This window comes from Rhodococcus sp. 2H158, from assembly GCF_053764755.1.
This window is the reverse complement of record NZ_JBSNCE010000038.1, coordinates 25,972-39,392: the sequence shown is the minus strand read 5'-3', so window position 1 is coordinate 39,392 and position 13,421 is coordinate 25,972. Positions and strand designations below refer to the sequence as shown.

16 protein-coding genes are annotated in these 13,421 nt (G+C 71.8%); all 16 read left to right on the top strand.

Translation table 11 applies throughout. The features are described 5' to 3' along the window. Positions 1–168 precede the first annotated feature (168 nt). A complete protein-coding gene (locus ACWPOB_RS26260) occupies positions 169–705 on the top strand; it encodes a MarR family winged helix-turn-helix transcriptional regulator (RefSeq protein ID WP_006938322.1) in 537 nt (178 codons plus the stop codon). Positions 706–961: 256 nt separating this feature from the next. Continuing rightward, positions 962–2,524 (top strand): aldehyde dehydrogenase, encoded by a 1,563-nt coding sequence (locus ACWPOB_RS26255; protein ID WP_455402620.1) that lies wholly within the window; start codon positions 962–964, stop codon positions 2,522–2,524. Beyond that, positions 2,521–2,892, top strand: a complete 372-nt coding sequence (locus ACWPOB_RS26250) for a RidA family protein (RefSeq protein ID WP_455402619.1) — start codon at positions 2,521–2,523, stop codon at positions 2,890–2,892. Before ACWPOB_RS26255 ends, ACWPOB_RS26250 begins: the two co-directional genes overlap by 4 nt. A 30-nt stretch (positions 2,893–2,922) precedes the next feature. Continuing rightward, a complete protein-coding gene (locus ACWPOB_RS26245) occupies positions 2,923–3,441 on the top strand; it encodes a cupin domain-containing protein (protein WP_006938328.1) in 519 nt (172 codons plus the stop codon). A gap of 108 nt (positions 3,442–3,549) precedes the next feature. Then, complete coding sequence (locus ACWPOB_RS26240; RefSeq protein ID WP_455402629.1) at positions 3,550–4,437, top strand: PDR/VanB family oxidoreductase; 888 nt, start codon at positions 3,550–3,552, stop codon at positions 4,435–4,437. A 17-nt stretch (positions 4,438–4,454) separates the two neighbouring features. Next, positions 4,455–5,456: a VOC family protein gene (locus ACWPOB_RS26235; protein ID WP_455402618.1), complete on the top strand. Its 1,002-nt coding sequence runs from the start codon at positions 4,455–4,457 to the stop codon at positions 5,454–5,456. After that, positions 5,453–6,238 (top strand): alpha/beta fold hydrolase, encoded by a 786-nt coding sequence (locus ACWPOB_RS26230; RefSeq protein ID WP_455402617.1) that lies wholly within the window; start codon positions 5,453–5,455, stop codon positions 6,236–6,238. The genes ACWPOB_RS26235 and ACWPOB_RS26230 overlap by 4 nt, the downstream gene beginning before the upstream one ends. Continuing rightward, entirely contained in the window at positions 6,238–6,975 is a 738-nt protein-coding gene (locus tag ACWPOB_RS26225) for an SDR family oxidoreductase (protein WP_100058844.1), read from the top strand. The genes ACWPOB_RS26230 and ACWPOB_RS26225 overlap by 1 nt, the downstream gene beginning before the upstream one ends. A 40-nt stretch (positions 6,976–7,015) precedes the next feature. Next, the gene (locus ACWPOB_RS26220) at positions 7,016–7,801 is read left to right on the top strand and encodes an SDR family oxidoreductase (RefSeq protein WP_100058843.1); all 786 of its coding nucleotides are present in this window, start codon (positions 7,016–7,018) and stop codon (positions 7,799–7,801) included. A 31-nt stretch (positions 7,802–7,832) separates the two neighbouring features. Next, entirely contained in the window at positions 7,833–9,518 is a 1,686-nt protein-coding gene (locus ACWPOB_RS26215) for a thiamine pyrophosphate-binding protein (protein ID WP_455402616.1), read from the top strand. Beyond that, entirely contained in the window at positions 9,515–9,985 is a 471-nt protein-coding gene (locus ACWPOB_RS26210; protein WP_455402615.1) for an alpha/beta fold hydrolase, read from the top strand. The genes ACWPOB_RS26215 and ACWPOB_RS26210 overlap by 4 nt, the downstream gene beginning before the upstream one ends. Next, the gene (locus ACWPOB_RS26205) at positions 9,982–10,224 is read left to right on the top strand and encodes a recombinase-like helix-turn-helix domain-containing protein (protein WP_100058459.1); all 243 of its coding nucleotides are present in this window, start codon (positions 9,982–9,984) and stop codon (positions 10,222–10,224) included. Before ACWPOB_RS26210 ends, ACWPOB_RS26205 begins: the two co-directional genes overlap by 4 nt. Before the next feature lies 1 nt (position 10,225). After that, positions 10,226–11,323 (top strand): Rieske 2Fe-2S domain-containing protein, encoded by a 1,098-nt coding sequence (locus tag ACWPOB_RS26200; RefSeq protein ID WP_100058460.1) that lies wholly within the window; start codon positions 10,226–10,228, stop codon positions 11,321–11,323. Between the two features lie 11 nt (positions 11,324–11,334). Beyond that, positions 11,335–11,652, top strand: coding sequence for a hypothetical protein (locus tag ACWPOB_RS26195; RefSeq protein ID WP_043802519.1), 318 nt, complete (start codon positions 11,335–11,337; stop codon positions 11,650–11,652). Further along, entirely contained in the window at positions 11,649–12,053 is a 405-nt protein-coding gene (locus tag ACWPOB_RS26190; protein ID WP_029546490.1) for a RidA family protein, read from the top strand. The genes ACWPOB_RS26195 and ACWPOB_RS26190 overlap by 4 nt, the downstream gene beginning before the upstream one ends. A gap of 52 nt (positions 12,054–12,105) precedes the next feature. Further along, a complete protein-coding gene (locus ACWPOB_RS26185; RefSeq protein ID WP_455402614.1) occupies positions 12,106–13,395 on the top strand; it encodes an MFS transporter in 1,290 nt (429 codons plus the stop codon). Positions 13,396–13,421 lie beyond the last annotated feature (26 nt).

Below are 13,421 nucleotides of genomic sequence, written 5' to 3'. Positions count from 1 at the left end.
TCGGCTTGTGCGAGAAGAAGTGACGGCGACGACGAGCGGCGGCGATCCGTTCGGCGTCCCCTCCGTCGCGCCCGCACTGCGCGGCCCGCTGTGCGTGGCCGGACGGGTTCTCGGTCGTGCCGGGGGTAGACTCCCGGCATTGTGGGAGAGCCTGGGGATCGCGACGCCGTGGACGCCATCGTCGCGCATTGGGCCGTGGCCCGTCCCGAACTCGACGTGTCGGGGCTGAAGGTGTTCGGCCGCCTCCATCGGAGCTTCCTCGTCTACAAGTCCCGCATCGCGCCCACGTTCGAGGAGCACGGGATCAACGATTCGGGGTTCGACGTTCTCGCCTGCCTGCGTCGCGCCGTGCCGCATCATCGGCTCACCGCGGGGGAGCTGGCCGATCAGACGCTGGTCACCACCGGCGGGCTGTCGCTGCGCGTCAATCGGCTCGAGCAGGCGGGCCTGGTGACCCGATCGAAGGACAGCCAGGACGCCCGGGTGGTGTATGTCGAGCTCACACCCGCCGGTGCCGCGCTCGTCGACTCGGTCGCCGACGCGCACTTCGCCAAGTTGCGCGCGATGCTCGGCGACCTCGACGCCGGCGAGCGCGAGACGCTGGCGCGCCTGCTCGCCCGTCTGGAGCACTCCGCCCGAGCGGCCGAGTTCGAGGACTCGGGCACCGGTGTGGGCGTGGACTCGGACGCCGATCGGCCGGTCTGACACCGCAGTCGGGCGTCCGCCGAGAAAAATTTCGAGACCTCTATGGTGCCCGCCACACCGCTGTGACCTGCGTCTCCTCCGTTTCGGCCCCGTAAATCCGGCGTAAGGACCGGCTGATCTGGGGATTCGGCTATTGACCTCTTTGCGCTAAGACGATACAAATCTCTTAGTGCAAAGATATCGACTCGGCGCGCACCACCCTCCGGTTCCGAGAGCAGCGTGGTCCGCGTCCGTCCCGACCGAACGGACCTCCCTCATGCCCATTGCTTACGCGTCCCCTCTCCAGGTGGGATCCGCCGAGCACGAGCCCGAGTCCGTCGACACGGTCGACGAGATCCTCGTCGCCGGCCGATGGCAGCGTGGACTCGGTGAGTGCATCGAGTCCGTCGACCCCGCCACCGGCCGGGTCTTCGCGAGCCTGCACACCGCGACCGTCGACGACGTCGACCGGGCCGTCACCGAAGGTCTGCGCGCCGCCCACGGCGGGTGGTCGACACTGCTCCCGCACGAGCGTGCACGGGTCCTGCACCGCGTCGGCAACGCCCTCGACGACGAGGCCGAACGGGTGGCACGGCTCCAGACCCTCGACACCGGTAAGGTGCTGACCGAGACCCGGGCCCTGGTTGCCAGCGCCGCCAACACGTTTCGTTACACCGCGGCCGCACTCGAGACGATGGACTCCGCACTGACCACGCCCCGCGGGCCGTGGTTGACCATGTCGACGTACCAGCCGATGGGCGTCGTCGCCGCGATCACGCCGTGGAACTCACCGATCGCGTCCGACGCCCAGAAGATCGCCCCGGCCCTCGCGGCCGGCAACGCCGTCGTGAGCAAGCCCCCGGTGTGGGCGCCGTGGGTGACGCTGCGTCTCGCCCGCATCTGCGAGGCGGCCGGGCTGCCCGCCGGGGTGCTCTCGGTCCTGCCGGGCTCCGGGCGTACCGTCGGCGAGGCGCTGGTCCGGCACCCGGACGTCGCCAAGGTCACCTTCACCGGCGGCACCGAAACCGGCCGGCACCTCGCGCATCTCGCCGCCGACAAGCTCATGCCGATCACTCTCGAACTCGGCGGCAAGTCCCCGACGATCGTGTTCGAGGACGCCGATCTCGAACAGGCCCTCGCCGGCGTCCTCTACGGCGTCTTCTCCTCGTCCGGGCAGAGCTGCATCGCCGGATCCCGGATCTTCGTCCACCGCAGCATCGCCGAGACCTTCACCGGCGAACTCGTCCGGCGCGCAGCGGCCCTGCGTCTCGGCCCCGGCACGGACCCGCGCACCCGGGTGGCTCCGATGGTCACCTTCGCGCATCGGGACCGGGTGGCCGCGATGGTCGACGACGCCGTCGCCGCCGGGGCCCGGGCGTTGTGCGGGGGCGCGATCCCGGCCGACGAACGGCTCTCGTCCGGCGCGTACTACCCGCCCACGGTGCTCACCGGAGTCGACAACTCCGCGACGATCTGCCGCGAGGAGGTCTTCGGTCCGGTGGCCGTCGTGCTGTCCTTCGACGACGAGGAGGACCTGATCGCGCAGGCGAACGACTCGGTGTACGGGTTGGCCTGCGGCATCTGGACCTCCGACTACCGGCGGGCGTGGCGCGTGGCCGGCGCGGTGAAGGCGGGCACCGTCTGGATCAACACCTACAAGCAGTTCAGCATCTCGACGCCCTTCACCGGTCTCGGCGACAGCGGTCTCGGCACCGAGAAGGGACGCGAGGGCATCCGCCAGTACTGCGATCAGAAGAGCATCTACCTCGACCTGTCCGGCGAACCGATCGCCTGGGCCACCCCCGACCCGACAGAAACCCGAAAGGACCCTTCCCGGTGACCGATTCGATGACCGCGACCCACGACCGCGCCGCCCACCCGTACAGCCCCGCCTACGCCGTCGCAGGCTTCGGGTTCGTCTCCGGCGCCCTGTCGGTCGACGAGCACGGAATCGCCGTCGACGGTACGACCGCCGCCCTCGACGCCGCGATCGCCCGCCTCGGCGAGCGCCTCGCGACCATCGGCATGACCCTGGCCGACGTCGTCAAGACCACGTACTTCGTGACCGACGTGACGCTCCGCGACGAGGCGAACCGCCACTACGAGAAGGTCTTCGCCGAGCCCCGGCCCGCCCGCTCGTTCGTCGAGGTCGCCGCCCTGCCCTACGGCGCCACCGTCGAGATCGAAGCCGTCGCGCATCGCGCCTGAACCCCCCACCGCACGAAAGGACCCACCGTCATGGCCGCACCCGAGAAGACCACCGTCGACCTCGAAGCCCTCATCGACTCCTGCATCGCCAGCCGCGACAGCCGCTACGAGGACTGGGACACCCTCGGCTTCCAGGCCGCCAAGGGCGGAGATCGCTTCAAGCGCGCCCAGATCCGCTATATCGGCTCCGGTGCCACCGGCAACCACGAGGGCGACGCCCGCACGCTGCCCGCCGAGCACTTCACCCTGTCCAACATGCGGCTGCCCGCCGGTGCGGTCGGCCCCGAGCACACCCACCACGACGTCGAGGAGGTGTTCTTCGTGCTCGAGGGCGAGCTCGAGGTCGCGGTCCACGACGTCGAGGACGGCACCCGGAAGGCCGTCCGACGGCTCGGCTACCGCGACATGATCCGGGTTCCCGCCGGCGTGCCGCGCAGCCTCGCGAACGTGGGCGACACCGACGCCCTGTTCTGCGTGATCATCGGCGCCGCGAAGCCGCAGCTGCCCACCTATCCGCCGAGCTCGGAGATGTACGGCGTCACCCGCTGACGCCTCCGAGAAGACCCTCCACCGACAGGGAGATCACCGATGGAGCAGTCCGTCCGACGTCGCCTCCGCGTCCACCAGAAGACCTGGGAGGCAGACGGAGTCACCAGCGTGACGTTCGTCGATCCGACCGGTGCGCCGTTGCCGCAGTGGCAGCCGGGCGCGCATCTCGCCCTGCACCTGCCGAACGGTGTGGTGCGCGAGTACTCGCTGTGCTCGGATCCGCGGGACATCACGCGCTGGACGGTCGCCGTGCTGCGCGCCGAGCGCTCCCGCGGGGGCAGCGCCTACGTGCACGAGTCGCTGCAGATCGGCGCGGAGATCGACGTCGACGGACCGCGCAGCGCCTTCGCCCTCGACGCCGTCGCGACCGACCACGTCCTCGTGGCCGGCGGCATCGGCATCACCCCGATCGTCGCGATGATGCGGGAACTGCGGGCGACGGGACGGCCGTGGCGCCTGCTCTACGCCGGACGCTCCCGGCGGGCCATGGCGTTCGTCGACGAGATCGCCGCCCATCCCGCCGAGCAGGTGACCGTCCACGCCGACGACGAGGCCGGGGGCCTGCCGGACCTCGCCGGGCTGCTGTCCGGCCTGCCGCCGACCGCCGTCGTCTACTGCTGTGGTCCCGCCCCCCTCATGGACGCGGTGGCCGCGACCGTCCCGGACCCCGGTCAGGTGCGCACCGAACGGTTCGCGGCCCCGGAACCGGCGCCGCGCTCGGGAGAGGACACCGCCTTCGACGTGATCGTCGAGAGCACCGGCCGCCGCATCCCGGTGCCGCCTACCGTGTCGGTGCTCGACGCCCTCGCCGCCGCCGGTGTGCCCGTACCCAGCTCGTGCACCGAAGGCATCTGCGGGACGTGCGAGGTCGCGGTGATCAAGGGCGACGTGGACCACCGCGACTTCCTGCTCACCGAGTCCGAACACGCCGCCGGATCGACGATGTTCCCGTGCGTGTCCCGTTGCCGCTCCGCCGAACTCGTACTGGATCTGTGAGAAGGGAACCGGAACGCATGTACCACCACCAACTTCCGCGCTACAGTGACTCGCCCGTCTGCCGGCTGCGCGCCCTGCGCTCGGTGACCCTCTCGGTGCCGGACCCCGCCGCGTCGCGGGACTTCTACCACGAGGCATGGGGACTGACGACCGTCGAGGCCGACGGCGACCGATTCTGGCTGCGCGCCACCGGACCCGAGCACCACGTGCTCGCGGTCGAACGGGCGGACGTCAACGCGCTGGGACGGATCAGCTTCGCCCTCGCCACCCCGCGCGAGGTCGACGACGCCGCACTGGCCCTCGACCGGCTCGGCATCCCGATGCTGCGCACGCCGGGCCCGCTCGACGACGCCGGTGGCGGCTACGGGCTGCAACTGGTCGATCCGGAGGGGCGGTGCCTCGAGTTGTCGGCCGACACCCACGCGGTGACCGAGCAGGAACCGGCCGGCCGCCGGGCCATCCCCCGCAAGATCGCCCACGTCGTGCTCAACACGACCGACATCGAACGCACCACCGCCTTCTACACGCAGGTGCTCGGCATGCGGATCTCCGACTGGTCGGAACGGCAGATGTCCTTCCTCCGCTGCAACTCCGACCACCACGTCATTGCGCTCAACCGGGCGTCGTGGCCCTCGCTCAACCATGTGGCGTACGAGATGCAGAGCCTCGATCACTTCATGCGCGGCATCGGCGGGCTCCGGGCGCACGGCATCGCGCCGCAGTGGGGCCCGGGCCGGCACGGCCCCGGCGACAACACCTTCTCCTACTTCACCGACCCCGCGGGCCTGGTGTGCGAGTACACCTCCGAGGTCGCCCAGATCGACGAGGACGCCTGGCTGTGCCGCACGTGGAAGCGCACACCGGAACTGTCCGACCAGTGGGGGACGGCCGGGCCACCCACCACGACCGTGCGCGCCGCCATGGCCGGCAGCCCCGACCCGGGCCACCGCGACCGCGTCGAGGCCCGCGACCCCGACTACTTCTACGGGGCCGGCCTCGCGGCCGGAGCGCCGTCGTGACCGCGGACGCCGCGGTGACCGGGCACCTGCACGTCGAGCGGCTCGGGACGGGGGATCCGGTGCTCCTGCTGCACGGCATCGGCGGCAACGCGAACTCGTGTGCACCGCTCGCGGCGGAACTCGCCGCCCGCGGACACGCGACGTACCGGCTCGACGCCGCGGGGTACGGCCGCTCCGCCGACCCCGCCGGAATGCAGCACGAGCACGCCTCGGACGTCCTACGCGTCCTCGACGACATCGACCCGGTCCGGCCCGTGCACCTGGTGGGCACGTCGTGGGGCGGAGTCGTCGCGCTCGAGGTCGCGCGGCGCCGGCCCGACCGGGTACGCACGCTCGTCCTCGCCGACAGCACCCGGGGATCGGGCACGTCGCCCGAACGCGCCGCCGCCATGCGCGACCGCATCCGCGCCCTGCGCGAGGCCGGCGCCGACCGGTTCGCGGCGGAGCGGGCACCGAAACTCACGGCGCCCGGAGCGCCCGACGCCGTCCGCTCACGCGTCGCCGCCGACATGGCCGCCGTGCGCCTCGCCGGATACGCGGCGGCCGCGGAAGGCATGGCGACCACCGACCACGGGCCCATCCTGCCCACCCTGACCGTCCCCACCCTGGTCCTCGTCGGCGAACACGACGTCGTCACCGGCGTCGCCGAATCGCAGCTCCTGGCGGACGCGATCCCCGGGGCGCGGCTCGTCGTCGTCGCCGATGCGGGTCACGCGGCGATCCAGGAGCAGCCCCGCACGGTCGCCTGCGAACTCGTCCGATTCTGGGAAGGAGCCGCGTGATGAGCGGAACCGTCGTGGTGACCGGGGCCGGCCGCGGCCTCGGCTACTGCATCGCCGAGCGGTTGTGTGCCGACGGACGCCGGGTGGTGATCGCCGAGCGCAACGCGGACACCGCCGAGGGCGCCGCCCGTGCCCTGCGCGAACGCGGCGGCGACGCGATCGCGGTGGTCACGGACATCGCGGATGCCGGCTCCGTGCGCGCTCTCGCGACGCGACTGGCGGACGAGGGTCCGCTGACGGGCCTGGTCAACAACGCGGCCATCGCCGACGGCGTCGGCGGGGACGCGTTCTGGGAACTGTCCGAGAGCGAATTCGACCGCATCACCTCGGTCAACGTGCGCGGCACCTGGATGGTGACCAAGCACCTGTGGCCGCTGCTCGCCGCCAACCGGGGCGCGATCGTGAACATGGCGTCCGACGTGGCCTTCTACGGATCGCCCCGGCTGATCCACTACGTCGCCTCCAAGGGCGCCGTCGTCGCGATGACCCGTTCGATGGCCCGGGACGCCGGCCCGCACGGGGTGCGGGTCAACGCCGTCGCCCCCGGGCTCGTCCGGGTCGAGGCCACCGAATCCGTTCCCGCCGCCCGCTACGCCACCTACGCGCAGGGCCGCGCCCTCCCGCGTGACCAGACCCCCGAGGACGTCGCCGGGGTCGTCCGGTTCCTCCTGTCGGAGGACGCCGCCTTCGTCACCGGCCAGACCGTCGTCGTCGACGGCGGATTCGTCCTGAACTGACCTGCTCGCCCGGCGAGCACCCGAACCCCACGGAGATCCCATGGACCTGCACCTCACCGGACGCACGGTGATCGTCACCGGCGCGAGTTCCGGTGTCGGCCTCGCCACCGCCCGGATGCTCGCCGCAGAAGGCGCCCGAGTGGCACTGTGCGCGCGGGACCTCGACCGCCTGCGCGCCGCCGCCGGCACGTTGACGGCCGACCCGGCCGATGTCCTCACCGTCGCGTGCGACGTCACCGACCGGAACTCCGTGCAGGCCTTCGCCGATGCGGTCGTCGACCGGTTCGGGGGGATCGACGGGGTGGTGTGCAACGCCGGACGCTCGCTGATGTCCACCCTCACCGACACCACCGACGAGCAGATCCGGGACGAGTTCGAACTCAAGATCTTCGGCGCCCTGCATCTGATCCGCGCGGCACGGCCGGCGCTCGCGAAGTCCGATGCGGCCTCCGTGGTGATCGTCAACGCGATCCTCGCGCGGCAACCCGAGTTGCGGCTCGCCGTCACCTCGGCGGCCCGTGCCGGACTGCTCAACCTGGCGCAGTCCCTGTCCGGGGAACTCGCACCCGACGGCATCCGCGTCAACTCGGTGCTGCTCGGCCTCGTCGACACCGGTCAGTGGCAGCGCCGCCACGCCGAATCCGGTGACGGCCGCGCCTTCGACGAGTGGAGCGCCGAGATCGCCGCAGACCGCGGGATCGGACTGGGCCGCTTCGGAATCGCGGACGAGGTCGCCTTCCCCGTCACCACCCTGCTCTCACCCCGCAACAGCTACGTGACCGGCGCGACCGTCGACGTCGGCGGCGGTGTCGGGCGCTACGTCTGACCCGCCAGTGGTCATCTGCATCGGAGGAAACATGGACACCCCCTCATCCGCGTCGGGTCGGCGCGCCACCGGCGGCGACGTCCTCGTGTCGGTCATGCGCCGGCACGGCATCGACACCGCGTTCGGCGTCGTCAGCATCCACAACCTGCCCCTCGTCGAGGCCGTCGCCCGCGACCTGAACTTCGTCGAGGTGCGGCACGAGGCCGCCGCGGTCAACGCCGCGGACGGGTACGCCCGCGCCTCGGGCCGCATCGGCGTGGCGCTGACGAGCACCGGCACCGGCGCCGGCAACGCCGCCGGATCGATGATCGAGGCCCTCACCGCCGGCAGCCGCGTCCTGCACGTGACCGGCCAGATCGAAAGCGAATACCTCACGCCCGAACCGGCCGCGTCGAGCCGCGGCGTGATCCACGAATTCCCCCGGCAACGGCAGATGCTCGACGCCGTCTCCCGGTACGCGGCGACGATCACCGACGCCAAGGACGCCGAGGCGGAACTCGAGGCCGCGATCGCCCGCATCCTGTCGGCGCCGCAGGGACCCGCCAGCGTCGAATGGCCCACCGACCTGCAGTATCTGGCGTCGCCGGACGAACAGCGAGTGGCGGAGGCCCGGATCGCGCAGCCACCGGCCCCCCACGCTGCTGCGCTGGACCACGCCGCCGCGGTGCTCGCCTCCGCCGAGCGGCCGCTGCTGTGGCTCGGTGGGGGCGCCGCCGGCGCCGGCGACGAACTGCGCGCCCTCGCCCACCGGCTCGGGGCCGGGATTCTCACCAGCAACTCCGGACGGGGCATCGTGTCCGAGGACGACGACCTCGTCGTCGGGAACTTCGCGGCGTCCCCCGAGGTCGCCGGGCTCCTCGCCGACGCCGACGTCCTGCTCGCCGTCGGAACCCACTTCCGGTCCAACGAGACCAAGAGCTACCACCTCGCGCTGCCTGCGACACAGGTGCAGATCGACATCGATTCCGCCGCGATCGGCCGGGTGTATCCGGCCACGGTCGGAATCGTCGCCGACGCCCGCACGGCACTGCGCGGCATCCTCGACGCGCTCGACGGCACCGTCCGGCGCGACGAGTGGGCGGCCCGGGTCCAGGCGGCGCGGAAGCGCAGCCGGGCCGCGCTCACCGCATACATCGGCGGCTACGCCGAGATCTGCGAGGGCATGCGCCGCGTGCTGCCCCGCCGGTCGGTGGTCGCCCGCGATGTGACGATCCCGTCCAGCCAGTGGGGCAACCGCCTGCTGCCGTTCTACGAGCGCGAGACCAACATCTTCCCGCTCGGCGGCGGCATCGGGCAGGGCCTCGCCATGGGGCTCGGTGCGGCCCATGCCCGCCGGGACGTTCCGACGGTCGTGATGGCCGGGGACGGGGGTCTGGCCGTGCACCTCGGCGAGCTCGCCTCGCTCGCCGGGTCCGACGCCTGGTGCGTCGTGCTGGTGTTCAACGACGGCGGCTACGGCGTTCTCCGGAACATGCAGGAGGCCAACGGCTTCCGCCGGTCCGGGGTGGATCTGCACACGCCGCGGTTCGATCTGCTCGCCGCCTCGATGGGCATGCCGTACACCCTCGTGCAGCGGCCCGGCGTCTTCGAGTCCGCGTTCGGGGAGGCGATCGCGACGCGCCGGCCCACGCTGATCGAGGTCGACGTGACCGCCCTCGACCCGCAGCCCGGACCGTTCGTGCCACCGGTGCACGTGCCGACGGGAGGTGCCCGATGACCCCGCTGATTCGCGCCGAGGCGGCCTGGTGGACCGACGGGCAGGCCGCCGCGGCGCTGCGCGACGGCCGCGCGGTGCACCTGTACGCCGCGGGCGCCGACGCCGAACCCGCCCTGCGCGCGGCCGATCGTCACGGCACCCTGCTGCGCAGCCTGATCCTGGCCGATCCCGTGTGCGACGTCGACGCCGTCGCCGACCTCCTCGGCCGGATCACCGTCCCCACACTGGTGGTCGCCTCCGCTGTCGGCGACGACACCGATCTGTCCGTGCCGCAGCGGCTCGCGGGTGAGATCGACAACGGAGTCTTCGTCGTCGTCGACGGTTGCCCGGCGCCAATCCACCTCACCCGGCCCGAGTCCTTCACGGAATGGGCGGGCGCCTTCGCCGCCATCGCCGAGGGACTCGCCGCCCGCTACCGGTCCGGGCTCGCCGCCCCCACCCCCCACATCGAAGGAGTTCTCGCGTGAACCGCACTGCGCCGGCACGATTCACAGAACCGTACCTGGAACCACGACAGACCCATCCCGATCCGCTGACCCCCTACGAGGACAAGCTCGCCGGATCACTCATGGAGATCTTCGGGACCGGCACCCACGACCTGCCCGGTGTCGTCGAGGGACTCAACGGCCTGGGCCTGCACGGCCCCGACGGCCGGCCCTGGACCGAGGACACCTTCCGCGCCGAAATGCGACGACTGGGGAGATGACATGACCACCTTCGAGACTGCACAGACCACCACCAGCGGCGCCCCGCGCCCGGCCGGACCGCGGTTCGCCGTCGGTACCCGCCGGCCGATGGACGCCGACGAGATCGCGGCGACCGGCCTGCGCGACCGCTGGTACCCGATCCTTCCGTCGCGCATGGTTGAACCGGGCGCGATGGTCAAGGTCACCCGCCTCGGCGTGGACTGGCTGCTGTTCCGCGACGCCCGGGGCGGGGCCCACATGCTCGAGGACCGGTGCCCGCACCGCAGCGCCCCGCTGTCGGTGGGGCAGCACCTCGGTGACCGCGTCGCCTGCCTGTACCACGGCGTGCAGGTCGACGGAACCGGCACCGTCGTCTCCGTGCCCGGCATGCCCGGATGCGCGCTCGAGGGCAAACGCGCGACCGCCTCGCTGTCGGTGGTCGAGGCCGCCGACACGATCTTCGCGTTCGTGCCCCTGACCCACGACTCCGTGCCGACGCCGTTCGTCCTGCCGGACCGGCTTGCGGACGAGGAGGTGTCGTGGTTCCCCAACTACGCCGAGTGGGCCGGGCCGTGGCGCTTCTACATGGACAACGTGCTCGATCCGATGCACGGGGCCTTCCTGCACCGCAACTCGCACTCGATGTTCGGCGGCGACACCTCGGCGCGGTTCCGGATCCGCGAGACCGACCGCGGGTTCTTCTTCGAGAAGACCGACCAGCGCGGCGTGAACTTCGACTGGGTCGAGTTCGTGCGCGGATCGATGGACTACGTGGACCTCGAGATCCCCTACGCCCCCAATGCCGGTCCCGGCGGCGTGTTCGGCATCGTCGGCATGTGCACCCCGATCGACCGGGACCACTCCGCCATCTTCCACTGGCGCACCCGGCGGGTGTCGGGCTGGGAGCGGGAGGCGTGGCGTTTCCTGTACCGGACCCGGCTCGAGGAACGGCACTGGGAGGTGCTCGAACAGGACCGCGCCGTCCTGGAGGCGCTGGCCGCGGACGCCGACGTCGAGGAACACCTCTACCAGCACGACCTCGGTGTCTCCCGGATCCGCCGGATCTACCGAGCCGACGCGAAGCAGCAGGCGGCGGTGCTCGCGGGAGTGCCGGCGTGAGCGGCGAGACCATGATGCTCACCGTGGTCCTGCGGCACGATCAGAGCCGGAACCTCGAACAGTTGCAGGGCCGGCTCGACGACGCGGACTGGTGGCACGGGTTCCCGCCCGAGGGGTGCGAGGTCGTTTCGTGGGTGGTCGCGATGGGGATCGGGCAGATCGTGACCCTGCGGCTGCCCGCCGATCGGCTGGCCGCCGTCAACGTCGAACTCGAGCGCCGCGCGTGGGGCGTGTTCCGCACCGAGTGCTACCCGACCTACGACTTCGTGCCGGTGCGGGAGCGGCTGACCCGCGAATCCGACGAACGTCGCGGCGCGGTGCTGCGATGACCCGGGTGGGACACCCGGCCGTCCCGGAGCCGCCGCGGCCGGACATGTTCAGCAACGCCCGCGTCGTCGGCCGGCACTTCTTCGTCTCCGGCATGCACGCCGGCACTCCCGACGGTCCCGTCGGCGGTGCCGACGTCTACCGCCAGGCGCGGGAGGCGTTCCGACGCACCCGCGCGCTGGTGGAGGCCTGCGGCGCGCAGGTCGACGACATCCTCGCGCTGCGCATCTACGTCACGGACATCGGAGCCAAAGCCGCCGTCGGGCGGGCCCGCGCCGAGATGTTCCGCGGCGACTTCCCGTGCTCGACCCTGGTCGCGGTGTCGGCCCTGGTCGAGGACGGCCTCAGCGTCGAGGTCGAAGCACAGGGAATCATCTCAGCGGCCGCGACGGCGGACGCGTAACCTTCTGACTCGACGCCCCTGGCAGGGCATCGACCGACCCGAGGACGCCACCATGCGCGGACCCAACACCACATCGTCCACTCCCCGAACCGACGAGGCAGCGCCGAACTGGCCCGTCCTCGTCCTGACCTTCGTCGCCGTCGTACTCGACGGTTACGACACGATCGCCCTGGGCCTGTCGGTCCCGGCGCTCGCGAAGGACTGGGACGTCGCACCGTCCCACTTCACCCCCGCACTGTCCCTGACCAGCGTCGGCGTGGCACTCGGTTACCTCGCCTGCGGCCGGATCGTCGCACGGTTCGGCGCCCGGCGCGTCGTGCTGGCCGCGGTGGTGGTGTTCACCGTCGGCTCGCTGCTGACCGCGTTCGCGTCGACGATCACCGAACTCACCGCCCTGCGCGTGCTGACCGGCCTCGGCCTCGGTGCGGTCCTGCCGGCGGCCGTCTCCCACGCGACGGCCCTCAATCCCGCCCGGCTGCGGCAGTCGATCGCCGTGTTCGTCACCATGGGCATCTCCCTCGGTGCGCTGATCGCCGGGGTGCTGGGCACGCGCCTGATCGGCGCGTTCGGCTGGGAATCGGTGTTCCTCGTCGGCGCCGCGGCCTCGGCCGTCCTGTTGCCGCTGCTGTGGATCGGCCTTCCCGACGGACGCGCCGCCGCCGGCGAGCCCGCGCCGGCCGCCGCCGCGACCGCGTCGGCGGTGCGCGAGGCGTCCGTCGCGCGCCTGTTCGACCCGGGTCTGCGGAGCCGCACGCTGCTGCTGTGGGGCTTCTCGTTCCTGATGTTCACCGTGTACTACGTCTTCTCGTCGTGGTTGCCGACGCTGCTGACGAGCTACGGGTTCTCGGCTGGGCTGGCACCGTTGGGCTCGGCTGCGCTCGGGGTCGGCAGCATCGTCGGTGCGGCGGTCCTCATGATCGGTGCGCTGCGGTTCCGGATGTCGTCGGTGCTCCTGGTCACCACGTCGCTGGCGATCGTCTTCCTCGTCGTGTCCGCGTTCCTCGGTCCCGACAAGGTGCTCTTGCTGATCGTGTTCGGCGGCGTGGGCCTCGGCATCCAGGCCGGCATGATCGGTCAGACCGCGCTGTCGGTGTCGATGTACCCGCAGGGCACTGCGACGACCGCGGTCGGCTGGTCCGCGTCCATGGGACGGCTCGGCTCGGTCGTCGGCCCGGTGGTGGGCGGCGCGCTCATCGGCCTCGGGGTCCCGACCGGCACCATCGTGCTGGTGGCGTGCGTTCCGGTCCTGGCCGCACTGGTCCTCATCGCGGTGCTCGGCTGGATCACCGCTCCGAAGACCCTCTCGAAGTCGGCACCGGCGGCCGTGCCCGCAGGCCGCTGACGCGGCCGGTGTGTCCTTCGGGCTGC

Bases quoted from the DNA above. Each gene is read 5' to 3' on its own strand.
- ACWPOB_RS26255 (WP_455402620.1), top strand. From the start codon at position 962: ATGCCCATTGCTTACGCGTCCCCTCTCCAGGTGGGATCCGCCGAGCAC.
- ACWPOB_RS26245 (WP_006938328.1), top strand. From the start codon at position 2,923: ATGGCCGCACCCGAGAAGACCACCGTCGACCTCGAAGCCCTCATCGAC.
- ACWPOB_RS26235 (WP_455402618.1), top strand. From the start codon at position 4,455: ATGTACCACCACCAACTTCCGCGCTACAGTGACTCGCCCGTCTGCCGG.
- ACWPOB_RS26225 (WP_100058844.1), top strand. From the start codon at position 6,238: ATGAGCGGAACCGTCGTGGTGACCGGGGCCGGCCGCGGCCTCGGCTAC.
- ACWPOB_RS26220 (WP_100058843.1), top strand. From the start codon at position 7,016: ATGGACCTGCACCTCACCGGACGCACGGTGATCGTCACCGGCGCGAGT.
- ACWPOB_RS26215 (WP_455402616.1), top strand. From the start codon at position 7,833: ATGGACACCCCCTCATCCGCGTCGGGTCGGCGCGCCACCGGCGGCGAC.
- ACWPOB_RS26210 (WP_455402615.1), top strand. From the start codon at position 9,515: ATGACCCCGCTGATTCGCGCCGAGGCGGCCTGGTGGACCGACGGGCAG.
- ACWPOB_RS26200 (WP_100058460.1), top strand. From the start codon at position 10,226: ATGACCACCTTCGAGACTGCACAGACCACCACCAGCGGCGCCCCGCGC.
- ACWPOB_RS26195 (WP_043802519.1), top strand. From the start codon at position 11,335: ATGATGCTCACCGTGGTCCTGCGGCACGATCAGAGCCGGAACCTCGAA.
- ACWPOB_RS26190 (WP_029546490.1), top strand. From the start codon at position 11,649: ATGACCCGGGTGGGACACCCGGCCGTCCCGGAGCCGCCGCGGCCGGAC.
- ACWPOB_RS26185 (WP_455402614.1), top strand. From the start codon at position 12,106: ATGCGCGGACCCAACACCACATCGTCCACTCCCCGAACCGACGAGGCA.